This window comes from Vibrio sp. 10N.286.51.C3 (assembly GCF_003050065.1).
In the GTDB taxonomy this organism is placed as follows: domain Bacteria; phylum Pseudomonadota; class Gammaproteobacteria; order Enterobacterales; family Vibrionaceae; genus Vibrio; species Vibrio crassostreae.
Genome location: NZ_PIGC01000009.1, coordinates 47128 through 71023, shown reverse-complemented (window position 1 = coordinate 71023; position 23896 = coordinate 47128). Strand labels below are relative to the sequence as shown.

Below are 23896 nucleotides of genomic sequence, written 5' to 3'. Positions count from 1 at the left end.
AGAGATACGAAGAGCTATAAGAGCAGATGCGAGTAACCGAGATTCGAGATACGAAGAGCGAGATGTAAAGAACAGATTAGAGTTGCGATATACGAGTAACGAAAAGCAGCCTTCTTTAAGCGCTCAATCCGCTTTTACTCTCTTCGTATCTCGTTTACCCGAATCTCGTATCTGCCTTTACTCTTTTCGCATCTCGATTACTCGAATCCCGTATCTGCTCTTGTTATCTTTCTGACTTCTTATCTCGAGCAAGTAGGTCTTGCGCCGCTAAGTGTGCATCTTTCCCTTGATACAACACTTGATAAATTTGTTCAACAATTGGCATCTCAACACCCATGCGTTCTGATAGTAACCAAACTTCTTTGGTGTTGCGATAACCTTCTACTACTTGGCCAATTTCTTCTTGTGCAGTGTCGACGTCTTTACCTGAGCCTAATGCCAAGCCAAAACGGCGATTTCGCGATTGGTTATCGGTACAGGTTAGTACTAGGTCACCTAATCCAGCCATGCCCATGAAGGTTTCTGGTTGCGCGCCAAGAGCTGCACCTAATCGGCTCATCTCAGCTAAGCCGCGAGTGATAAGCGCGGTACGTGCATTCGCACCAAAGCCAATACCATCCGACATGCCAGCGCCAATTGCGATAACGTTTTTAACCGCGCCGCCAAGCTGCATGCCGATGAAATCTGAGTTTGCGTATACGCGGAATGTTTTGCCACAGTGAATCTTTTCTTGCAGCTCTTCTAGGAAGTTTTCGTCTGGTGAAGCCACTGAAATTGCTGTTGGCATGCCCATCGCTAACTCTTTGGCAAAGGTGGGTCCTGATAGAACAGCTAGTGAGTAGCCATCACCAAGCACATCATGCGCGACATCTTTAAGTAAACGACCGGTTTCAGGCTCTAAGCCTTTGGTCGCCCAACAGATGCGAGAGTCTGAGGCTAAGTAAGGTTTAATGCTGTTAAGCACGACGCCGAATACGTGGCTAGGAACGACAACGAGAAGGTCGCGACTTGCTGTTACTGCTTTCTCAAGATCTGACTCGATGATAAGACTTTCTGGGAATTCTATATTTGGTAGAAACTCATTGTTCGCACGCTCTGATTCAAGGCGATTCATATGAACAGGGTCATGACCCCAAAGAACAACGTTTGCACCGTTACGCGCTAGAGATATCGCTAAAGAGGTTCCGTAAGAGCCTGCGCCAATTACAGTCATAGTGATCTCTTTACCGTAAGCGTCTGCCGTGTTAGTCGGGTGAGTTGTTTCTGTCATGCTTCCACCTAAAAATAATGAGGGAAATCGAAGAGTTCTGGAAAAGCTTTCTACTAAAGTAAGAAGAGCTTTCAATCTTAGTACAGTGTAAAGAAAAAATGCACATCGCAGAAGTTGCGATGTGCATTTAAAAGCTAACTAGCGCTTGAATCGTTAGAGTTAAGTTCTACTTTGAGACTTAAGCCTGTTCGCCTTCAGCTTGTTGAGCTTGGTTTTGTAGGTAGTTCATGAACAAAGCATCAAAGTTTACTGGAGCTAGGTTCAGTTGTGGGAACGTACCTTTAACCACTAGGCTAGAAATTGTTTCACGAGCGTATGGGAACAGGATGTTCGGGCAGAATGCGCCTAGGCAATGAGCCAGTTGACCAGCTTCCATTTCGCTTGCAGAGAAGATACCGCCTTGTTGAACTTCACAAAGGAATGCAGTGTCTTCTGCGTTCTTAACTGTAACCGTTAAACGTAGGATTACTTCGTAAACGCCTTCGCCAAGTTCACGGCTTTGAGTGTCTAGGTCCAGTTTTACATCTGGATTCCACTCTTTCTGAAACATGTCTGGAGAGTTTGGCGCTTCGAAAGAGACGTCTTTCAGGAAGATGCGTTGGATTGCGAAGTTTTGTTGTGCGTCTTGTTGTGCTGCTTCAGCCATTTTCTTGTCCTTAAAAATTTTAAATTAGACTCTGTTCATTGTATTTATCGAACAGAGCCTGAAAGTTAGTTTATCGGTCAGCCGCTTCTTGCCTTTAACTACTTCTTGCCTTTAACCAAAGGAAGGTTAGCTTCGCTCCAAGCCACTAAGCCGCTTTTCAGTACGCTTACGTTTTCGAAACCTGCTTTAACCAGTAGGTTAGCGCTTTCTTGAGCAGTTTGACCTGTCTTGCATACTACGATGATTGGGTCTGCTTTGTGGCTTTCAAGGCTACCAAAGCTATTTGCTTTGATATCTGACGGCAAAATGTGAACTGCGTCCGTAATATGGCCCTTTTTGAACTCATCCTTAGTACGAATATCAACCACAACACCATTTTCACGGTTAATCATGTGTGTGGTTTGCGCTGCCGTAATCTCTTTGTAGGCTGCGTTTGATGTCTTGATAACGTTCGCAATGATGGCAACAACCAAGCCGATCCATACGATGGCTAAAATCATATTCTCTTGAACAAATGGCACTAACTCTTGCATATCTTGAACTCTTATTCGTTATTGGGCGAAAAACTATAGGTCAGGAGTATAGCGAGAAAGGATAAGAGAATACAGAGGAAGCATGTAGTGGTGTAAACTCTCCTTGTCTCGAGAGGTAAATATACTCCTGAATTTAAAGCCGAAGCTCTTTAAGCTAGCCGAGAAAGTCGGTGTCACGGGGGGACGATAGCTATTTATAGTAACCTCAAATCTATGGGGGGCGTAAAGTTGGCAAAGGAATAGGAATAGGAATAGGAATAGGAATAGGAATAGGAATAGGAATAGGAATAGGAATAGGAATAGGAATAGGAATAGGAATAGGAATAGGAATATCAGCGATAGGAAAAATAACTGGCCGTTGAAAATGAAAAGCTAAAACGACTATTAGCCAAACAGGCCATAGAGTATGAACAATAACTACAGACCACTTTTATCTGAGTATTTCGCGGAAAGCTGCTGGGAAAACATAAACGTCACGAACCTCTTTTCTGTTATGTCCTTTACCTCGTCTAGATAGAGAGGTGTCAAATCATCGGAGGTATCAAATTAACGACCCCCAATATCCGTGGCTAATGTTCGGATATCAAAGGTTCACACAACGCAGGGCTAGAGTGATTATTAGGGGAACTGTCAGCGTCCACATAAATTAAAAGGTAATACAGGGAGATTGCAAAAGTGTAACCTCCCACTATTTCGGACAACAAATTTTATGTTACAGGTTTAACGTGCTTATGATAGTCAATGTTAACTTCTGTTATCTTAAACCCTAAGCTCTGATACAAAGATAAAACACCACTATTAGCTGCAGATATTGTTGTTGAAACCTTTGAGTAATTACTTTCTTTAAGATAATTAATAACAGAGCCCCAAAAGAAAGGAGAATGAAGTTCATGCCCTTTTTTACTTCCGCCTAAAATCAATTCAACAGCATTAGAACCTACAACTTTAAATATCATAAATGATATAATTGCACCAGAAGTTGACTTATTAACCAAACACGTTACGTTTTGATTTGCTAAGTCTTTAACCCACAATGACATCCTGTCATTAGCATGATTTTTAGGTATAAATGGGTCTTCATGAAACCTAGAGTGATTAAACATATCCTTAGAAATTTCAGCAACCTCATGGTATTCAGATGTATTTAATATAGACACATCAATCTTTCTTCTTGAATAAATACTAGGCAAATTAAAAGACTTTAAATTATTTAATGTAACAATGAAGCTAGTCTCTGAAACAAAATATCCTGATTTTAGCATTAGCTCTTTAATTTTCAGGTTCTTTGCAGGGAATCGACCATAAATCAGTTCTGCGTTACAAAAATCATTATTACTTAAGCTATGCAAGCATTCTCTTTCACTACTATAGTCAATATCTTGGATTTCGAAGGTACTAACCATTAACGCTCTTTCATCCCATGGTGTATAACGACCTTTAATCATATACCCTCCTTAGGCAGTACTACCTGCATCAACGGTAAATGTTGCACCCGTAATACCCGCAGCATCTTCAGATAACAAAAATAAAGCCATGCTTGCTGCATCTCTAACATTGGCAAGACGACCTAAACAACTACGTCTTTTGATTTTTTCTAGCTTATCTCCAACAAGACCATCAGTCATGTTTGTTTCCATGTAACCAGGAGCAAGCGTATTCACTGTTATTTGGGATTTACCCAACTCTCTTGCTAATGATTTGGTAAAACCACTAAGCGCTGACTTGGTTGCACCATAAACACTTAAACCGTTAAACCCCGTAGAACCAATAATTGAGCCAACATTGACAATACGCCCACCACGGTTAAGTAACATAGAGCGAGATACATATTTTGTTAATAAGATCGGTGCTTCAACATTGACTTTTAAGAGTGATGAAATATCAGATTCATGCATTGTTGCCAATACGCCATCATGTCCTAAAGCGGCATTATTGATTAGTCCAAAAATGCGTCCATGCTCTTGAGTAACCAGTTTGACTAATTCTGAGATTTTTTTAACCTCTGCAAAATCAAACTGATAAAAGAATACAGCTTCAGGATAACTTGCTTGCAATTGTTGATATTCATTGGTTGGCGTACGACTAATACCAATTACTTTGTATCCAGCTTCTGCAAGCATTTTCGATGTTTCTAAACCAAGCCCTTTTGCACAGCCTGTAATGATGACATTTTTCATTAACTTCTTACCTTTTTACCAGTCGCATTGGTTGTGATTGTCTCAACAATTTTAAACAAGGCTGGTATTTCAAATGATTGAAGACTTTTTTTACAGAATGATAAGACTTCTCGCTTAACATCTTTAGGTGGTAGCTCTTTTGCACTATCACCAATAATAACTTCACAAGCTACGAGAGCTCCAAGCACTGGGTTAGCTTTTGAAAAAACCTTTGCCATTACTACGTGCGAGTGTTGTTCAAGTACAGACTCTACTTTTTCAGGCATAACCTTGTTGCCACCGACGTTAATTGATCCACTTTCACGCCCTTGGAAAAGCACCCGCTTATTTTCGAGGCAGACCATATCCCCCGTATTAATGAACCCTTCATCATTAATATCTAAATTGCCTCTTACAAACTTAGAGCAGCCGTTATTACTTTTGATCCATAAGTTGCCATCAATAATTTTTAATTGGCACGCTAGAGTTGAATCATCGTGCAAATATGACGAGGGGAAGCCTTCTTTTTTGTCCTTAACAACAAAACCTACGCCTGCTTCAGTAGAGGCGTAAATGTGGATGATCATCGCAGAAGGGTAGCATTGCTCCAATGCTGAAAGTACACTCTGGTTACTGATTTCACCTCCCAGAGTAATACGTTTTAATGGAAGTTTTCTGTGTTCAGGCTCCATCAACATTTTGCGCCAAAAAGATGGTGTCGCAGATAGACAGTTCACTGAAGAGCGTACAAATAGAGTAATGATCTCATTCATATTTGCTGTGCTTGGTGGTACGGCAAGCGCCGAACCAGCAGCCAGTGTCTGAAGATAAACCTGCAAACCCGCAAATCGATTCACATCGTAGGTTAAGCCCCAAGTAAACTCCTCTCCTCGCTTGATATCATTCTTTGCAGTTGCGAGCAAAGTAGCTAACGAATAACTGGCCAGTTTTGGCGTACCCGTTGTTCCAGATGTAGCGAGAATATATGTTTTTACTTGCTCATTTTGGGTTGGCTGTTGATCTGATACTACTTTTACATCGGACACTTTCCCTGCAGATAAGTTTATGACGTAATGGATGTCAGCCGACTGGTAGAATATCTCTTCGTGTCCCTCTGCGTCTTTAGGTAACAGGAATACACTACCGCAAATAGAGTCTATCGCAGGTAAAAGTAGCGCCAAAGATTCTCGATCATCAGAAATAATGGCACAGTTTTTATTAGCTAGTTGAGAGTAGTTTGATCTGAGGTTATCGCTTAGTTCAACGACATCGCTATAGGTATAAGATGATGTAGGTGTCGAAAGAAAAACCCTATCGAGAGGAACTCGTTTTACAAGATCAATCAAACAATTTTGCTTATACAGAGTACTTTTCATAAATCTCTACAAATTCACCAAAGGTTGTTGGATATACAGCATCTTCCATTTGTTGGAATGGGTCTAAATCTAACTCTTCATCAAGTAGAGCAACTAGGATTGCAAATCCTAGAGAGTCTAATCCACTTTCCAGTAAAATCTGGTCATCACGAATATCTTCGTAACGTTGCTCTACATCTGTTTGCTCAAGAGCCTCATTGAATTTTTCTAAAATAATATTTTTCATATTAACCACCGATTAAAAACTTGATATGTGTAGGATACTATATCACTCTAGAGAACTGAAAGAATAGAAAACAAAAATGATATGACGTCCCAATTCATGCTCGTGTCACTTTATCGGTAATGCTATTGCTTACAATAAGTTATGATGATAAGGAAGTTTAAATCGACCACGTCATTACTTAGATCGCTTCTTCCCCCTACCGATGCCAAAGCTACATAGTCAGAATTTTCTGATAACGAAATCAGTGACTTCAAGTGTCTAGGTGGCAAGTCATGATCCAAGCACTTCTTACTACGATATATTTTCAAAGTCGAAAGCATCCATTGCCATTGGTCGCCTCCTTAATCGTGACTATCATAAAAAGTCATATTGAAATTAAAGTTATTTGTATTCAATACTAAAGTTCGATCCCACTATTCCCTTCTCGAGCAGTATAAAGCAAAGCCGCTTTTTAAGAAGACGGATATTTTTATAGAAAACGCTATTGCGATACGACACAAGAAGGCTGGTGCTTTATAGGCTCTAAGTACTTGCAAAACGAACAATGTTTTCGTTGGGTGAGTAAGTAGTCACAGGCTGGCAAGTTAGACAAAGGAATACGCTGGTTAATACACGCGTATGTTGCTAAAATTGACGTTAGAATACTAATTAGAACCGTATGGAACTGCATAAAAGCAGCACCATCTTGCCTTTAGGAGCCAAACCTAAGGGCGGTAGCGTACCCAAATTCAAATGAATGGCAAACCTAAAGGTTGAACAAGAGGCGTTTACGGCCTATTGGGGCGGTTTTTTAAAATAAGCAAAATTTAGGCTTTATAAGAGATAGGCGAAAGTCGACTGTCTTAAAATGAATAAAAAGTGTCTCAGTGTCTTAAAATTGACCGAGGCTAGAAGCTATAAAAATCAATCATTTAATTTCACCTGCCGGTTGGAAACTTCATAAGATGACCCAGAAAAAAATCCTTACGGTTTTTGGCACACGTCCAGAAGCCATCAAAATGGCACCTCTTGTTCATGCTCTAGCGACAGATGATCGCTTTGAAGCAAAGTGCTGTGTTACCGCTCAACACCGTGAAATGCTTGACCAAGTTTTAGAGTTGTTTGAAATCACGCCAGACTATGATTTGAACTTAATGAAAGTCGGTCAAACGCTCAACGAAGTCACCGCGCGTATTTTGTTAGAGCTTAAACCAGTGCTAGAAGATTTTAAACCTGATGTGGTTTTAGTGCATGGTGATACCGCAACGACGTTTGCTGCTAGCCTAGCGGCTTACTACGAGCAAATCGCAGTAGGTCATGTGGAAGCTGGCCTTCGTACCGGTAACATTTACTCACCGTGGCCAGAAGAAGGTAATCGCCGATTAACGGGCGCCTTAACCAAATATCATTTTACACCAACTCAAACATCCAAAGAGAACCTTTTAAAAGAGAACTTTAATCAAGAAGATATTTCAGTAACGGGTAATACCGTAATTGACGCTTTGCTGATGGTAAAGGACAGAATTGATTCTGATAGAAATTTGAACGCCAAGCTTTCTGCTCAATTTCCATTCTTAGATGAAAACAAAAAGTTAATTTTGGTTACCGGCCATCGCCGTGAAAGTTTTGGTGGCGGTTTTGAGCGCATTTGTGAATCGCTTGCTATCACTGCTAAAGCGCACCCGGACACACAAATCCTGTATCCGATGCATTTAAATCCTAATGTCCGTGAACCAGTCAATCGTATATTAGCTGGTATCGATAATATTCATCTGATTGAACCTCAACAGTATCTGCCATTTATTTATTTAATGAGTCGCGCGCACATCATTTTAACCGACTCGGGTGGTATTCAAGAAGAAGCGCCTTCTTTAGGTAAACCGGTATTGGTAATGCGCGATACGACCGAGCGACCAGAGGCGGTTGGTGCGGGTACTGTTAAGTTAGTTGGAACGGATATAAATATGATTACAGCGAACTTACAGATTTTATTGACTGATAAAGCTGCATATCAAGCAATGAGTTTTGCACACAACCCATACGGGGATGGGCAGGCTTGCAAAATAATTTTGAACGAATTAGCAAAATAGAACTTTAGGGAAGCATAATGTCTTTTGAAACAATTTCAGTTGTAGGCTTAGGTTACATCGGGCTACCGACAGCAGCAATGTTTGCATCAAGAAAGTTAAGAGTGATTGGGGTAGATGTTAGCCAACATGCAGTGGACACTATTAACCAAGGTAAAATACACATTGTTGAGCCTGATCTTGATATGCTAGTGCAGGCAGCCGTAACTGAAGGTTACCTAAAAGCGGTTATAAAACCTGAGCCGGCAGATGCATTTTTAATTGCTGTACCTACTCCTTTTAAAGAATGTGCTAAAGGCGAAGTACCTGAGCCAGATCTTCGTTATATTGAGGCAGCGAGCAAAGCCATTGCACCTGTTCTAAAAAAAGGTGATTTAGTTATTTTAGAATCAACATCTCCTGTTGGTGCGACTGAGCAGATGGCTGATTGGCTAGCCGAAGCTCGTGCTGATCTAAGTTTTCCACAACGCGTTGGTGAACAAGCGGATGTAAATATTGCGCATTGTCCTGAGCGTGTTTTGCCTGGTCATGTTGTTCGTGAACTAGTTGAAAATGATCGAGTAATTGGTGGTATTTCAAAACGTTGTTCAGAGCGTTCAGTGGAGCTATATAAAAACTTTGTTGTGGGCGATTGTGTTATTACTAATGCACGTACTGCAGAAATGGCCAAACTAACCGAAAATAGTTGTCGTGATGTGCAAATTGCTTTTGCGAATGAATTGTCAGTTATTTGCGATAAGTTAGATATTGATGTGTGGGAATTAATATCTTTAGCAAATCGTCATCCTCGAATCAATATCTTACAACCAGGGCCAGGCGTAGGTGGTCATTGTATCGCAGTTGATCCCTGGTTCATTGTTTCAAAAACACCAGTTGAAGCACAAATTATACACACAGCGCGAAAAGTGAATGATGCAAAGCCTGAATGGGTCATTAATAAAGTAAAACTAGCTGTTGCAGAGTTTCTACAGGCAAATCCGACTAAAACAGCTTCAGACGTACGTATTAGCTGTTTTGGTCTTGCATTCAAACCTGATATTGATGATTTGCGAGAGAGCCCATCATTATCGATAGCTCAAAAAATTGCAGCAGAGCACCCTTCAGTAGTTAGCTTTATTGAACCAAATATATCTAAGCTTTCATCTTCATTTTCTAATAATGCAAAACTAGTTGAATTAGAGGAAGCAATTAATAAAACGGACATAGCTGTCTTGTTAGTTGATCACTCAGAGTTTAAGAAATTACAAAAGCTACCAGAGAACCTCGTTATTGTGGATACAAAGGGAGTATGGGCATAATGAAAATTTTAGTTACTGGTGGTGCCGGCTTTATTGGCTCAGCAGTTATCCGACATATTATCAGTAATACATCGAGCAGCGTTATAAACGTTGATAAGCTCACTTATGCGGGTAACTTAGAGTCACTTGTCGATGTTGATTCAAATGAACGTTATGCATTCGAGCAAGTAGACATCTGTAATCGCTCAGAGCTTGACCGTGTTTTTGCTGAGCATAAACCGGATGCGGTAATGCACTTAGCTGCTGAGTCGCATGTTGATCGCTCTATCACTGGTCCTGCTGCATTTATTGAAACGAATGTAGTTGGAACATATACGTTATTGGAAGCGACACGCGAGTACTGGAATAAACTCGAAGATCAAGCAAAAGCAGAGTTTCGCTTCCATCATATATCTACAGATGAAGTTTATGGCGACCTTCCTCACCCTGATGAAGTTCCTGAAGGTACAGAGCTCCCAATGTTCTTGGAGACGACATCTTATGAACCATCTAGTCCTTATTCTGCTTCAAAAGCATCAAGTGACCATTTAGTTCGCGCATGGCTGCGTACTTACGGCTTGCCAACTATCGTCACTAACTGTTCAAATAACTACGGCCCGTATCATTTCCCTGAAAAATTGATCCCACTGGTTATTCTTAATGCGTTGGAAGGAAAAGACCTTCCTATATACGGTAAAGGTGACCAAATTCGTGACTGGTTGTTCGTAGAAGACCATGCTAGAGCACTCTACAAAGTCGTGACCGAAGGCAAAGTAGGCGAGACCTACAATATTGGTGGTCACAACGAAAAGCAGAATCTTGAAGTTGTTAACACTATTTGTGACATCCTTGATACGTTAGTTCCAAAAGACACTAAGTATGCTGAGCAGATAACGTATGTACAAGATCGCCCAGGTCACGATCGCCGCTATGCTATCGACTCATCTAAGATGCAACGAGAATTAGGTTGGACACCGGAGGAGACTTTCGAAACGGGTCTTCGTAAGACAGTACAATGGTATTTAGACAACTCCAAGTGGTGTCTAAATGTGCAAGATGGTAGTTACCAACGCGAGCGTCTAGGTGTAGTAACAGGAGATATGAAGTAATGAAAGGTATTGTATTAGCTGGTGGCTCGGGAACGCGTCTCTATCCAATTACTAAAGGCGTATCGAAACAGTTATTACCTGTTTATGATAAACCGATGATCTACTATCCACTGTCGGTGTTAATGCTTGCTGGTATTAAAGATATTCTGATTATTACAACTCCTGATGATAAAGATAGTTTTATTCGCTTGCTGGGTGATGGTAGTGATTTTGGAATCAATTTAAGTTATGAGGTTCAAGAGAGCCCTGATGGTTTAGCTCAGGCATTTATTATTGGCGAAGAATTTATCGGTGATGATTCTGTTTGTTTAGTATTAGGTGATAACCTTTTTTGGGGACATGGCTTCTCTCCACTTCTTTTAAACGCTGCTTCTAAAAGTTCTGGTGCGACAGTTTTTGGTTATCAAGTTCAAGACCCTGAACGGTTTGGGGTTGTTGATTTTGATGAAAATATGAAGGCACTTTCAATCGAAGAGAAACCTGTCAAACCAAAGTCAAAATTTGCTGTAACAGGCTTGTATTTCTATGATAACGACGTTGTTAATATTGCAAAAAAAGTAAAACCATCGGAGCGTGGAGAGCTTGAGATAACAAGTGTTAATCAAGCCTATCTCGAAAAAGGCGAGTTAAATGTTGAGCTGTTAGGACGAGGATTTGCTTGGTTAGATACTGGTACGCATGAATCACTATTGGATTCCGCAATGTTTGTTGAAACAATAGAAAGGCGTCAAGGGTATAAAATTGCTTGTTTAGAGGAGATTGCTTTTAATAATGGCTGGCTAACTAAAGAGCAATTAGAAGTCTTAGCAAGACCGATGATGAAAAATAGCTATGGACAATATTTAAAAAATTTAATATGAGTAATGAAAGTTCATTGATATTTAATTTTTAATCGAAGTGTTGAGTTCTTATAACTTATACACGGTATGATATAACCTAGCATTAATAATAAATTAAGTGTCAAATTTTAATATATAATTTATTATTATATTTAAGATACCGCTGGGTTGTATTTCAACACTAAAGTTATTGATATTTCCATGAATAGAATGATTTAGAGTGAGTTAAATGTTATTACATTTTTGTGTGATAATTTTATTGTCAAGGTTCGATTTTTATCGAAATTGAAAATACTTAAAATGTACAAACTATAAAAATCAAAAATCGACTGGTAAGCTTACCAGTAGTGTTGGAAGGTTTGGACATTCTTTCATAAACCCCCTCTCTTGAATTGCCTTCTATATTGACTGAATTAGGTATATAAAAATGATTAAATTTAACAAACCGCCGTACACAGGTGATGAAGACCAATATGTTTTGGAAGCAATGCGTAGTGATCAAATGTCAGGAGATGGGAAGTTTACGAAACTTTGTCATCAATGGTTTGAGCAAGTATTTGGCTGTAACAAAGCTTTATTGACACCCAATTGCACACAAGCCTTGGAAATGGCAGCCATTCTTCTAAATATTGTACCAGGTGATGAAGTGATCATGCCTAGTTTCACCTTCGTTAGCACGGCAAACGCCTTTGTGCTGAGGGGGGCAAAGGTGGTGTTTGTCGATATTAGACCTGATACTATGAACATTGATGAATCTTTGATTGAAGCAGCTATCACACCAAAAACTAAAGCTATAGTAGTGGTGCACTATGCTGGCGTGGCATGTGAGATGGATACAATAATGGATATTGCTAATGAAAACCAATTATATGTTGTTGAAGATGCTGCCCAAGCGATGATGACAACTTATAAAGGTAAATATTTAGGAACCATTGGTCATATAGGCGCATTTAGTTTTCATGAAACAAAAAATTATACTTCAGGTGGTGAAGGCGGACTATTACTTGTAAATGATTCTAAGTTTTCTGAACGAGCAGAAATAATTCGTGAAAAAGGCACGAATAGAAGTTTGTTCTTCAGAGGTATGGTTGATAAATATTCTTGGGTTGATTTAGGTAGTAGTTATTTACCAAGTGAAATCCAAGCCGCATATCTATGGAGCCAGTTGAAAAATGCCACTTTGATCAATGAAAATAGACTTACTACTTGGCGCAGCTATTATACAGGACTAATGAAGTTGAGTGAACTAGGTTCACTTGATTTGCCTAGTATCCCTATGGAAGTTAATCACAATGCACATATGTTCTATATCAAAGTTAAGGATCTTAATACCCGTTCCTCGTTGATCTCGTTTTTAAAAACTAGAGGTGTAATGGCAGTATTTCACTATATACCTCTACATAGTTCTCCTGCAGGATTGAAGTATTCGAGTTTCATTGGAGATGACTTACATACTAGCAGTCAGAGTGAAAGGTTGTTACGTTTGCCTATTTATTATGGTATGACCAAAGAAGAAGTGGATAAGGTTATTTCTGAAGTTACTTGTTTTTTCTCTGATAGGACTTGTATTAGTGTCTAAAAAAATACTTCATGTATGTTATTTGGATAAGTTCATCCCTGCCTTCGTACGCCTTGTTCGTGATGAATTAACGGTAAACAAACATCACTTTATTACATTTGGGTCTAATGTAGATAAATATCCAATCGAAGCGGGCGGAGATTTAGAGTATCTTCAAGGTAAACTACTAAGAAATTTCAAAATTGGTTATGAAATGAACCAAGCGGATGAAATTGTTTTACATGGTTTATTTGATTTGGGGACAATTTTGTTATTAGTGGCGCAGCCTTGGCTATTAAAGAAATGTTCATGGGTCATGTGGGGTGGGGATATATATCCTGATACACCCGACGAAAATTCTCCCTTATTATCGGTAATGCATCATACGTCTGAGTTTTGTAAAAGAATCATTGCGCCCCGTATTGGTAGATTGGTTACTTGTGTTAAGGGTGACTTAGTGCATGTTCGAGAAAAATATAAAGCTAAAGGTCAGTATGTATATTGCATAGTGTACGAGAGTAACTGTTTTGACAATAGTTTACAATTGGCGAAAAAAGAGTTCTCTCTTCCATTATCTATTCAGTTGGGAAATTCAGCAGATCCAGAAAACAACCATGAAAAAATTTTACATCGCTTAAAACATGGGGTTCCATCTACCTATAAATTGTTTGTTCCGCTGTCATACGGAGATAAAAATCACGCGAAACATATTTCGGATGTTGGAAAGAAAATTCATGGTGATTCATTTGTACCTATGCTTGAGTTTATGTCCTTAAAAGAATACCGAGAATGGCAGTCCAGTATTGATATTGCAATATTTGCACATAATCGCCAACAAGCCATGGGGAATATCATTACGTTATTAGGTCTTGGTGTTACTGTATATATGAACCTTAATATTTCTTCAGCAAAATATTTCTTAAGCTTGGGGCTTGTACTTGGAGATATTAATGATAAAGAGATAGTAAGACTACCTGAACTGTCGTTAAAAAATAATAGAGAAATTATTAGTCGTGCCTTCTCAAAAGAAACATTGGTTAGTCAATTAGTGTCGTGGATGGAACATTAAAATGATAAAAGAGAAGCCATTACTTAATCGAATATTGTCATTCTCAATAGGTCCAATTGGTCTGGCTGCTTTGAGTTTACTGTCTGTCCCACTTACGGCATGGATTTTTCCACCTGAAGTAATCGGAAAAATGAATTTTGTCGTAATGTTTTCAAGTTTCTGCTTGTTGGTTTTATCTCTAGGATTAGATCAGGCGTATATCCGTTTTTATTATGATGAAGACGATTCTCCTCGGTTGTTAATACAAACCTTTATACCTGGACTTATATTACTTTCAGCAGTTATGTCAGTGTTTGTTTTATTACTCCCTTGGTCTAAGGAATGGTTTGGAGTTGAAGGCTTAGTTCCAATGCTTATTATTGTTACTTACGCCATTCTTCTATTTATTTATAGAAGCTCAAGTATGATTCTGAGAATGAAAAACAAAGGATGGTTGTTTTCTATAACTCAAATATCGATTAAACTTATGACAGTGTTGGTTCTCCTCTATTATTCTTATTTCCTTTCCGAAAAAACATTTATTTGGTTATTATTTGCTCAAATAATAGGAGTTCTCTTTGCTGTAGTTGTTTCAGTAATTGTTACACGGAGAGAGTGGCTATTAGCGATGAAGGCTAAGTTCAATAAATCATTTCAAGTCGAGTTATTGAAGTTTTCCTTACCTTTGGTTATATCCGGTTTGTCTTTCTGGTGTATGACCTCATTAGATCGAGTTTTTATTAAGCATTATTTGGGGTTTGATTTATTAGGTATATATTCTGTAGCTATCAGTTTTTCTGGTGCGGTACTAGTATTGCAGAGCGTTTTTTCAACAATATGGGCGCCAATGGTGTACGAGTGGGCTGCAAAAGGCAAAGGTTTGGAAAATGTGGATGCGGTGACAAGATGGATGACTTTTGCCATCGGAGGTATCTTCTCCCTAGCTGGCCTTTTATCGTGGCTGCTACCCTATATACTTCCCACTGAGTACGCTAGTGTTGAGTTCCTACTTGTTGCCTGTGTTGCTTACCCATTGTTTTATACCTTATCAGAAGTTACTGTCGTAGGAATTAACTTAGCGAATAAAAACTAAATTTATCATGATTGGTTCTGTTTTTGCGTTATTAATTAATATTTCTCTTAATTACATTCTCGTTCCGGTTTATGGTTTAAAGGGAGCGGCTTCTGCAACTGCTATCTCATTTTGGTGCTTTTTGATTATTCGTACAGAGTTATCATGTCATTTTTGGAAAAAGTTACCTAGAGCATCTATCTATTTAGTTTCCACTTGCTGTTTAGTATTATCTATAATGCATGTTTTTTTTGCGAAGTTATACTTTAAAGAATTTATGCTACTTTGGCTTGCGTTTGGTCTTGCTTTAATAGCTAAAAGTTTTATTTATTTCAGGCAGCAAAGATCTCTTTGGGTTGTAGATAAATGAGTAATTATAATATTTATTGGATGAGTGAAAGTTTTGATTAATACGAGTGCAATTGAATTTAGAAAAAATAGTATATTAATTTTTTCTATAACTATAATTATTTCTATTGTGTTATCTTTAATTTCGAGTAATCGTAGTGACGTAAATAAAGACAGAAATGATACCGCTGTTTATAGTGAGCACTTTAGTTGTCTCGTTAAAAAAGGAGAAGACTGCTCATCCATTGTAGGTGGGTTGGACTATGGTTATGGTATTGTCGCAAGCATATCGGAAAAGTTTTCTTTCCATAGTTTTTTTATATTTAAATTTTTTGTTTCTTTTGTTATTTTATTTCCTATTTTGTATCTTGTCCTAAGCAAATCGATCAACCCAGTCCTTTCTTTTGCTTTTTTATTATCAGATTATCGTTTCTATGAATATTTTTCAAATGTTCTTCGACATGGTTTGGCGCTCTCTTTCTTCTGTATTCTAATATTGTTCTTTAGTCGTTATAATTGGAAATATTTACTTGCATTTATCATTGTTCCATTAACACATTTATCGACCAGTGTTCTATTATTGATTCCATTTACTAAACTTAGAACTGTTTTTATCTTTGTTTTATTATCCGGAAGTATTTTTGGTATATATTTTTTTGCACCAATAGGTGAATATTTCAGTGGTTATTTGCCAGGGAAGATTCAATATTATATCGATCATAGTGAGGGTTTTAAATTTGCATCACCTATACAGTATACAACAATGTTTTTGCTAACGGTTTTATTATATAGAAGTTTTGACAAGTCAAAAATTTTCTTTGCAAACGCGGTTGTTATATTGTTCTTACTATCTATTTGCTTTAATACCATTGGAATGGGATATAGGTTTATATCTTTTTCTTTGCCATTTTACGCAATACTCATTCCATCTATTTTGAATCTATTTTCTAAGTATTTTGGAAAGTTTGAAAACCAATTTTATGTTACATCTAGTTCGGTGCTCTCTATTGTTTTTATGTTATTGTTTATAAGAAACTATGATTTCATATATTTACACCTGTCATAGTTATTTGAGGTTTTTATGGATTTTTTAAAAATTGACCTCCCATCATTGGGGGATGAGCGTGGTGGATTAGTCGTTGCTGAGTATGGTAGCCATATCCCCTTTGATATAAAACGGGTATATAGCATATTTGAAACAAAACCTGGTGTTAGGCGTGGTTTTCATGCACACAAACAGCTCATTCAGGCTGCTATCGTTTTATCAGGGTCTTGTCGTTTCCTTTTAGATGATGGTACCGACAAGGCAGATGTATTGATTGATAGCCCGACACAAGCATTAATGATAGAGCCATTAATTTGGCATGAGATGTATGATTTTTCAGATGATTGCGTTCTATTAATGTTGGCTAGTGATTTGTATGATGAATCTGATTATCTACGAGATTATGACCAGTTTCTAGCCTTTTGTAATAACAGTGTTGTATGATTTATAAAGATTTTTAAGGATTTGGTAGTGATTAAGTTTTTAGATTTACAGTTAATGAATGAGCAGTATTCATCACAAATTGTTGAGGCTTCAGCCCGTGTAATCAAGTCTGGTTGGTATGTTCTTGGTCCAGAAGTTGATAACTTTGAGAACCAATTTGCAGAATTTTGTCAGGTCAAACATGCATTAGGTGTTGCCAATGGGTTAGATGCGCTGTCATTGATTTTTAGAGCCTACATTGAAATGGGATACATGAAAATAGGAGATGAAGTTATTGTTCCTGCTAACACTTATATTGCGAGTATTTTGGCAATAAGTGAAAATGGCCTCGTACCTATTCTTGTTGAACCTGAATTGGAAAATTACAATCTAGACCCTAGTTTAATAGAAGCAAACATAACGGATAAAACAAAAGCTATTTTATCCGTTCACCTTTATGGTCAAGTTACTAAAGCTAAAGAAATAAAAGAAATTGCCAGTAAACATGGTCTCAAGGTAGTAGAAGACTGCGCTCAAGCTCACGGTGCATTATCTGAAGGAACGCCTGTAGGCTCTTTATTTGATGCTGCTGGTTTCAGCTTTTACCCTAGTAAAAACTTGGGTGCACTTGGAGATGGTGGTGCTATAACAACAAACGATGTAGGTCTCTTAGAGTGCTTGAAAAAGCTAAGAAATTATGGGTCATCGCAAAAGTACGTTAATGAGTATAAAGGCTGCAACAGCAGGCTAGATGAACTCCAAGCAGCATTCTTATCCGTTAAGCTGAAAGGCTTGGTTGCTGACACTAATGTAAGAAAAAATATTGCATCTAGGTACTTAGCTGAGATAGATAATAAGTATGTAACTCTTCCATCTTGCAAAGATGTATCAGCGCATGTTTGGCACTTATTTGTATTGCGTTGTGATGATAGAAATTCATTTATTGAGCATATGAATAAAAATAATGTTGAAGTTTTGATTCATTATCCTATTCCTCCTCATAAGCAGGAAGCTTATTCAGAACTCAATGAACAATCGTTTCCGATTACAGAGCTGATACACGATACTATTGTAAGCATTCCAATGAGTCCAGTGATGAAAGATAGTGATGTCACTTTTGTTATTAATGCTGTTAACAGTTATGTGCCTCAAAATTGATTCTGAGTTTTAATATATGAATATCTTACAACTATCATTGGTTTGTGCTCCTAATTGGTCTCATGGTGGTCCTCCTAGAATCATGGCTGACTATGCAAATGGCTTAGCTAAAATGGGGCACAAGGTTACTATTTATACACCTAAAGGAAATAAGCCATTAGAAGAAGAGCAGTGGTCCGGTTTCGAAGATGGTGTAACCGTGGACTATTTTGAAAAATATAATGATTGGCGAAGCTCTTTTTATTTTGATTTTTCTTATAAAGAAATATATCAGTATTTGGTGAGTAACATTGATAATATAGATGTTATTCACCTACCTCAAACTCGCTCTTTGTTAAATGTTATAGCATTAAGGTTCTCGAGAGAGTTCAATATACCGATTATATTACACTCCTTCGGCTCTCTACCTGCGAGATCAGGGTTTGTTAAATCTCTTTACGATAAACTATTCGTATTTCCGATGGTGAAACATTCAGCTTTACTTTTAGGGCAAACAAACAACGAATTGTCAGTTTATCGGCAGTTTGGTGGAAAAGAAGAAGCAATTAAGCTTCTTCCACTAGCCGTTGATAAATACGGAATTCCGGAGTTAAAGGACGTCAATATTGTCAGACAGGAATTTTGTCAACGGTTCAATATTGAATCAAACCATAAATTATTCTTGTTTTTAGGGCGATTACACCCAACGAAAGGGGTACCTTTGTTGGTTGAATCATTCATTGAGGCGACAAAAAATGATGAACAGAGTACTCTAATAATTGTCGGAAATGATGAAGGTGTTGAAAGTAATGTTCGCTCCATCATTGCTGAAAATGATGCCGATAAAAGAGTACGGCTATGTGGGCCCCTATATGCAGATGAGCGTTGGGCTGCTTATCAGACAGCTGATGTCTATGTCATTTCACCTAATATCTTCGAAGAAACACCTTTGGCAGCTGTTGAGGCGTTATCTACAGCGACACCCGTTATAACCAATTTAAAAGCTGAACTGCCTTGGTTGGACGAGTACAAAGCAGGTATTGTTATGCAGTCTGACACTCATCAAGAGCTGCATGAAGCAATAACTCAGTTTGTTGAAATGGATGAAGTTGAGTTAATGAACCATAGAAATGCGGCCTATAAACTATTTTCTGATAAGTATGAGCTGACCGCAGTTTGTGAACAGCTTGATAACTATATATCAAGTATTGTTACTCTTAACATAAAGTCGGTATAAACAGGTAGAACTAATGAAAATTATCATTATTCAAAATACACTCAGCGCATATAATATTCCACTTTTTGATCAGATAGGTAAGCAAAATAATATTGAGTTGTCAGTTTTTTGTGCATCCTCCGAATTGTCTAAAAGTGCGCATAAATATGACCAGTCCGTTTTGAACTTTAATATTGTAAAGTCTCATTGTGGCTTTATTGGAAATGTTTTCAACTCAGTGGGAGTCCCTGGTCCTAGTTCTGATTTGATTGAAAATATAGAGTCTTTCAACCCTGATGTTATTGCTCTCGATGGTTTGAGCAGTGTCGGAAATGCCATGCAATTGTTCATGTCATCTATTGGGAAAAAGTACCCAATTATTTGGTGGTCGCTTGGTGCAATTCCACAACGTGATAATAATATTAGATCCAAAATCGGTGATGCAATACAAAAATTCTGTACACACAAGGCTAGCGCCATTTTTTCATATGGAACCCATTCTAAAAGGTATTATGAGTCACTGGGTGTGCCAAGTGAGAACATTGTTGTTGGTCATAATACAATCGACGAGCAAGATGTGATCAATAATATTAGTTCCATTTCTGATGATGATTTAACAGCTTTAAGAAATGAGCTAGCTATTAAAGATTCAGATAGAGTCAGCGTATATTGTGGTCGAATGCTCACACAGAAAAAAATCGACGTATTGTTAACTGCTTTCAGCCAGTTACAGGATTCGAAGAAGCCAAATGATAGACACTTGGTGTTAATTGGAGATGGGCCTGAACGCGAAAATTTGGAAAATTTAGCTTCGGAGTTGGGTATTGTTGAATCCGTATCATTTGTCGGTGCTCAACACGCAAAACTTAGTAACTATTTTTTGTTAGGTGATTTTTGCGTTTTGCCTGGTCTTGGCGGCCTTGCTATTAATCATGCATTCGCGCATTCACTCCCCGTAATTAGTGGTCCAGCTGATGGGACCGAACTGGATTTAGTCATCACAGATGAGACTGGGATCTACCTTGATTTTGTGAATGTTGATAGATTAAAATTTTCTCTGCAACGTTTATTTGACGATACTGACCTTTGTAGAAATATGGGTAAAAAGGCAAATGAGCTAGTGGTAGGTGAATACTCATTAGAAAATTATGCGAGAAGATTTATAGAAACTGCGGAACGTTGCAGTAAATCAATTTGATAATACTCATTATTTGGAATATGTATGTTCAACAATAAAACTTTATTAATCACTGGTGGTACCGGTTCATTTGGTAACGCTGTACTTCGTCGCTTTTTAGATAGTGACATAAAAGAAATCCGGATTTTCTCTCGAGATGAGAAAAAGCAAGATGATATGCGTAAAGCATTTAACAATGAAAAACTAAAGTTTTATATTGGCGATGTACGTGATCCACAAAGTATTTCGACTGCAATGCGTGGCGTCGACTATGTCTATCATGCAGCAGCACTAAAGCAAGTGCCTTCTTGTGAGTTTTATCCATTGGAGGCTGTTAAAACTAATGTACTTGGTACTGAAAATGTTTTAGATGCCGCAATTTTTCACGGTGTAAGTCGTGTTGTTTGTTTGAGTACAGATAAAGCGGTATACCCTATCAACGCAATGGGTATATCTAAAGCATTGATGGAGAAGGTTATTGTTGCTAAGAGCCGCAACTTGGAAGGTACGAGTACAGTTATCTCTAGTACTCGTTACGGTAATGTAATGGCTTCACGTGGTAGTGTTATTCCTCTGTTTATTCGTCAAATAATTGAGGGCACACCAATCACTTTGACTGATCCATCAATGACGCGTTTTATGATGACATTAGATGATGCTGTTGATTTAGTAATTCATGCGTTTGAGCATGGTGCAAATGGAGATATTTTTGTTCAAAAGGCACCAGCTGCAACAATTGAAGTATTGACACAGGCAATTTTAGAAATGATTGGTAAACCTGAACATAAAGTTAGTGTGATAGGTACGCGCCATGGTGAGAAACTGTTTGAAGCGTTATGTAGCCGCGAAGAGATGTTCGTTGCTCAAGACCAAGGTGATTACTACCGAATTCCTGCGGATAACCGTGACTTGAACTATGCACAGTATACTGAAGAGGGTGAAAAAGACCTGTCAGCCATCGAAGATTATAACTCGCACAATACTGAGCGGTTAGACGTTGAAGGTATGAAAGTTTTACTACGTAAACTTGATTTTATGCGGGAGATTGAGGCTGGTAATATCAATGTACCAGAGGGTGTATAAATGAATATTCTAGTTACGGGAGCTGCTGGGTTTATTGGACGTAACCTATGTGTGTTTCTAAATGAAGCTGGTTTTTCAAATATTGCAAAAATCACTGTTGATGACAATGACGCAAGCATTGTAGAAAAGGTGAAGTCTGCTGATTTTATTTATCACCTTGCGGGCATCAATCGCCCGAAAAATGATGAAGACTTTAAAAAAGGCAATACGGATCTAACACAGAAAATCATAGATACCTTGATTGAAGCAAAGCTTGAAACACCGATCGTTCTAACCTCTTCAATCCAAGCTGAATTAGAAAATCCGTACGGTAAGAGTAAAGCTGGAGCAGAGTTAGCTGTTGCCGAGTACAAGAAAGAAACGGGTGCAGCGACATATATTTATCGCTTACCGAATGTATTTGGTAAATGGTGTCGTCCTAATTATAATTCTGCTGTTGCCACCTTTTGTTACAACACTATTAATGACTTACCCATAACAATTAATAACTCAGAAGCTGCTCTTAGCTTGGTATATATTGACGATGTTTGTCAGTCATTTGTTGATTTGTTAAGTAATGCACCTCAAAGCGATGAGCAATACAGCCACGTTGAGCCGATTTACCAAACAACGGTTGGTGAAGTTGCTTCATTACTTGCGGAGTTTAAAGAAAGCCGCGAAAGCATGATTTCTGCAGAAGTGGGTGGAGGCTTTGTTCGCGCACTTTATTCAACTTATGTTAGCTACCTTGCTCCGGATCAGTTTGCTTACTCTGTGACTCGTCATAGTGATGAGCGTGGTACCTTTGTTGAAATGCTTAAAACCAAAGATTCTGGTCAATTCTCATTTTTCACTGCCCACCAAGGTATTACTCGTGGTGGTCATTATCACCATACTAAAACTGAGAAGTTTTTAGTTATTAGTGGTAAAGCATCATTTAAGTTCCGGCACATCACCACTGGTGAATCTTATGAATTGATTGTTGGTGGTGAAGAGTCTCGTATTGTTGAAACAGCCCCAGGTTGGTCTCATGATGTAACCAATATTGGTGAAAGTGAGTTAATCGTAATGCTCTGGGCAAATGAAATATTTGACCCTGAAAAGCCAGATACTGTTAATTTTAAGGTTTAAAAATGAAAAAGCTACATGTAGTAAGTGTTGTCGGAACACGCCCAGAGATAATTCGTTTATCTCGCGTACTAGCTAAATTAGATGATCACTGCGAACATACTATTGTGCATACTGGTCAAAACTATGACTTTGAGCTAAACCAAGTGTTTTTTGATGACCTAGGTGTTCGTAAGCCTGATTACTTTTTAGATGCTGCAGGTAAGAATGCGGCAGAAACGATTGGTCAAGTTATCATAAAAGTCGATCAAGCTTTAGAGGAGCTTAAACCTGATGCAATGTTGGTATTAGGCGACACTAACTCTTGTCTTGCGGCTATTCCAGCTAAACGTCGTAAGGTGCCTATTTTCCATATGGAAGCGGGCAACCGCTGTTTTGACCAACGTGTGCCCGAAGAGACCAATCGACGTATTGTTGATCACACGGCAGATATCAACTTAACTTACAGTTCTATTGCGCGAGACTACCTGCTTGCGGAAGGCCTACCGGCTGATCGTGTGATCAAAACAGGTAGTCCAATGTTTGAGGTATTAAATCATTATATGCCTCAAATTGATGGTTCAGATGTACTGTCTCGTTTAGAACTTGAAAAAGGTCAATTTTTTGTGGTGAGTGCTCACCGCGAAGAAAACGTGGATTCTCCAAAGCAATTAGCAAAACTGGCTGAAACTTTAAATACCGTTGCAGAATATTATGATTTACCAGTGATTGTTTCAACACACCCGAGAACTCGTAATCGAATTGAAGCTCAAGGTATTAAATTTCATCAGAACATTCAATTGCTGAAGCCATTGGGCTTCCATGACTATAATCACCTCCAGAAAAATGCCAAAGTGGTTCTTTCAGACAGCGGTACAATTAATGAAGAATCTTCCATAATGAATTTTCCTGCGTTAAACCTACGTGAAGCACATGAGCGCCCTGAAGGAATGGAAGAAGCTTCAGTCATGATGGTAGGTTTAGGTGTGAACCGTGTAATGCAGGCTCTACAAGTATTAGAGACTCAACCTAGTGGTAATGAGCGCCTATTACGCCCAGTATATGATTACAGTATGCCGAATGTATCAGACAAAATGGTCAGAATCATTCACTCGTATACTGATTACGTCAAGCGAGTAGTTTGGAAAGAGTACTAAGCGAATTAACTCGTGGGGCTAACTCACGAGTTGCAAAATAGAGTCATA

General features: G+C 38.4%; 23 protein-coding genes. 16 read left to right on the top strand and 7 right to left on the bottom strand.

Annotated features, from left to right (window positions below; genetic code table 11):
• Window positions 1–223: 223 nt before the first annotated feature.
• The 7 genes from gpsA to CWO27_RS11740 form a co-directional block, all read right to left on the bottom strand.
• Complete coding sequence (gene gpsA / locus CWO27_RS11770; RefSeq protein WP_102431277.1) at window positions 224–1270, bottom strand: NAD(P)H-dependent glycerol-3-phosphate dehydrogenase; 1047 nt, start codon at window positions 1268–1270, stop codon at window positions 224–226.
• Between the two features lie 178 nt (window positions 1271–1448).
• Window positions 1449–1916 (bottom strand): protein-export chaperone SecB, encoded by a 468-nt coding sequence (gene secB / locus CWO27_RS11765; protein WP_009847959.1) that lies wholly within the window; start codon window positions 1914–1916, stop codon window positions 1449–1451.
• A gap of 98 nt (window positions 1917–2014) precedes the next feature.
• Complete coding sequence (locus CWO27_RS11760) at window positions 2015–2449, bottom strand: rhodanese-like domain-containing protein (RefSeq protein WP_016786319.1); 435 nt, start codon at window positions 2447–2449, stop codon at window positions 2015–2017.
• Window positions 2450–3156: 707 nt separating this feature from the next.
• The gene (locus CWO27_RS11755; protein WP_102431276.1) at window positions 3157–3894 is read right to left on the bottom strand and encodes a hypothetical protein; all 738 of its coding nucleotides are present in this window, start codon (window positions 3892–3894) and stop codon (window positions 3157–3159) included.
• Window positions 3895–3903: 9 nt separating this feature from the next.
• Entirely contained in the window at window positions 3904–4626 is a 723-nt protein-coding gene (locus tag CWO27_RS11750; protein WP_102431275.1) for an SDR family NAD(P)-dependent oxidoreductase, read from the bottom strand.
• A complete protein-coding gene (locus CWO27_RS11745) occupies window positions 4626–5981 on the bottom strand; it encodes an AMP-binding protein (RefSeq protein ID WP_102431274.1) in 1356 nt (451 codons plus the stop codon). The genes CWO27_RS11750 and CWO27_RS11745 overlap by 1 nt, the downstream gene beginning before the upstream one ends.
• Window positions 5962–6207, bottom strand: coding sequence for a hypothetical protein (locus tag CWO27_RS11740; protein WP_102431273.1), 246 nt, complete (start codon window positions 6205–6207; stop codon window positions 5962–5964). Before CWO27_RS11740 ends, CWO27_RS11745 begins: the two co-directional genes overlap by 20 nt.
• A gap of 944 nt (window positions 6208–7151) precedes the next feature.
• Here CWO27_RS11740 and wecB (CWO27_RS11735) point away from each other — a divergent pair.
• The 16 genes from wecB (CWO27_RS11735) (at window position 7152) to wecB (CWO27_RS11660) (ending at window position 23848) form a co-directional block, all read left to right on the top strand.
• Window positions 7152–8276 (top strand): non-hydrolyzing UDP-N-acetylglucosamine 2-epimerase, encoded by a 1125-nt coding sequence (wecB, locus tag CWO27_RS11735; RefSeq protein ID WP_102431272.1) that lies wholly within the window; start codon window positions 7152–7154, stop codon window positions 8274–8276.
• Between the two features lie 17 nt (window positions 8277–8293).
• Window positions 8294–9571 carry a UDP-N-acetyl-D-mannosamine dehydrogenase gene (gene wecC / locus CWO27_RS11730; RefSeq protein ID WP_102431271.1) on the top strand — a complete coding sequence of 426 codons (1278 nt, stop codon included), beginning with the start codon at window positions 8294–8296 and terminating at the stop codon, window positions 9569–9571.
• The gene (gene rfbB, locus CWO27_RS11725) at window positions 9571–10659 is read left to right on the top strand and encodes a dTDP-glucose 4,6-dehydratase (protein WP_102431270.1); all 1089 of its coding nucleotides are present in this window, start codon (window positions 9571–9573) and stop codon (window positions 10657–10659) included. The genes wecC and rfbB overlap by 1 nt, the downstream gene beginning before the upstream one ends.
• Entirely contained in the window at window positions 10659–11519 is an 861-nt protein-coding gene (gene rfbA / locus CWO27_RS11720; RefSeq protein WP_102431269.1) for a glucose-1-phosphate thymidylyltransferase RfbA, read from the top strand. Before rfbB ends, rfbA begins: the two co-directional genes overlap by 1 nt.
• 406 nt (window positions 11520–11925) lie before the next feature.
• Window positions 11926–13077: a dTDP-4-amino-4,6-dideoxygalactose transaminase gene (gene rffA, locus CWO27_RS11715; protein ID WP_102431704.1), complete on the top strand. Its 1152-nt coding sequence runs from the start codon at window positions 11926–11928 to the stop codon at window positions 13075–13077.
• The gene (locus tag CWO27_RS11710; RefSeq protein WP_102431705.1) at window positions 13070–14125 is read left to right on the top strand and encodes a TDP-N-acetylfucosamine:lipid II N-acetylfucosaminyltransferase; all 1056 of its coding nucleotides are present in this window, start codon (window positions 13070–13072) and stop codon (window positions 14123–14125) included. Before rffA ends, CWO27_RS11710 begins: the two co-directional genes overlap by 8 nt.
• Before the next feature lies 1 nt (window position 14126).
• Window positions 14127–15197, top strand: a complete 1071-nt coding sequence (locus CWO27_RS11705; RefSeq protein ID WP_107899012.1) for a lipopolysaccharide biosynthesis protein — start codon at window positions 14127–14129, stop codon at window positions 15195–15197.
• Window positions 15198–15204: 7 nt separating this feature from the next.
• Complete coding sequence (locus CWO27_RS11700; protein WP_107899011.1) at window positions 15205–15546, top strand: polysaccharide biosynthesis C-terminal domain-containing protein; 342 nt, start codon at window positions 15205–15207, stop codon at window positions 15544–15546.
• Window positions 15547–15570: 24 nt separating this feature from the next.
• A complete protein-coding gene (locus tag CWO27_RS11695; protein WP_102460925.1) occupies window positions 15571–16590 on the top strand; it encodes an EpsG family protein in 1020 nt (339 codons plus the stop codon).
• Window positions 16591–16605: 15 nt separating this feature from the next.
• The gene (locus tag CWO27_RS11690; RefSeq protein ID WP_102433559.1) at window positions 16606–17013 is read left to right on the top strand and encodes a sugar 3,4-ketoisomerase; all 408 of its coding nucleotides are present in this window, start codon (window positions 16606–16608) and stop codon (window positions 17011–17013) included.
• Window positions 17014–17040: 27 nt separating this feature from the next.
• Window positions 17041–18150: a DegT/DnrJ/EryC1/StrS family aminotransferase gene (locus tag CWO27_RS11685; RefSeq protein ID WP_102433558.1), complete on the top strand. Its 1110-nt coding sequence runs from the start codon at window positions 17041–17043 to the stop codon at window positions 18148–18150.
• A gap of 16 nt (window positions 18151–18166) precedes the next feature.
• Window positions 18167–19366, top strand: coding sequence for a glycosyltransferase (locus CWO27_RS11680; RefSeq protein WP_107899010.1), 1200 nt, complete (start codon window positions 18167–18169; stop codon window positions 19364–19366).
• Between the two features lie 13 nt (window positions 19367–19379).
• Complete coding sequence (locus CWO27_RS11675; protein WP_102433556.1) at window positions 19380–20543, top strand: glycosyltransferase family 4 protein; 1164 nt, start codon at window positions 19380–19382, stop codon at window positions 20541–20543.
• A 24-nt stretch (window positions 20544–20567) separates the two neighbouring features.
• A complete protein-coding gene (locus CWO27_RS11670) occupies window positions 20568–21605 on the top strand; it encodes a polysaccharide biosynthesis protein (RefSeq protein ID WP_102433555.1) in 1038 nt (345 codons plus the stop codon).
• A complete protein-coding gene (wbjC, locus tag CWO27_RS11665) occupies window positions 21606–22715 on the top strand; it encodes a UDP-2-acetamido-2,6-beta-L-arabino-hexul-4-ose reductase (protein ID WP_102433554.1) in 1110 nt (369 codons plus the stop codon).
• 2 nt (window positions 22716–22717) lie between these two features.
• Window positions 22718–23848: a non-hydrolyzing UDP-N-acetylglucosamine 2-epimerase gene (gene wecB, locus CWO27_RS11660; RefSeq protein WP_102433553.1), complete on the top strand. Its 1131-nt coding sequence runs from the start codon at window positions 22718–22720 to the stop codon at window positions 23846–23848.
• Window positions 23849–23896: the final 48 nt, after the last annotated feature.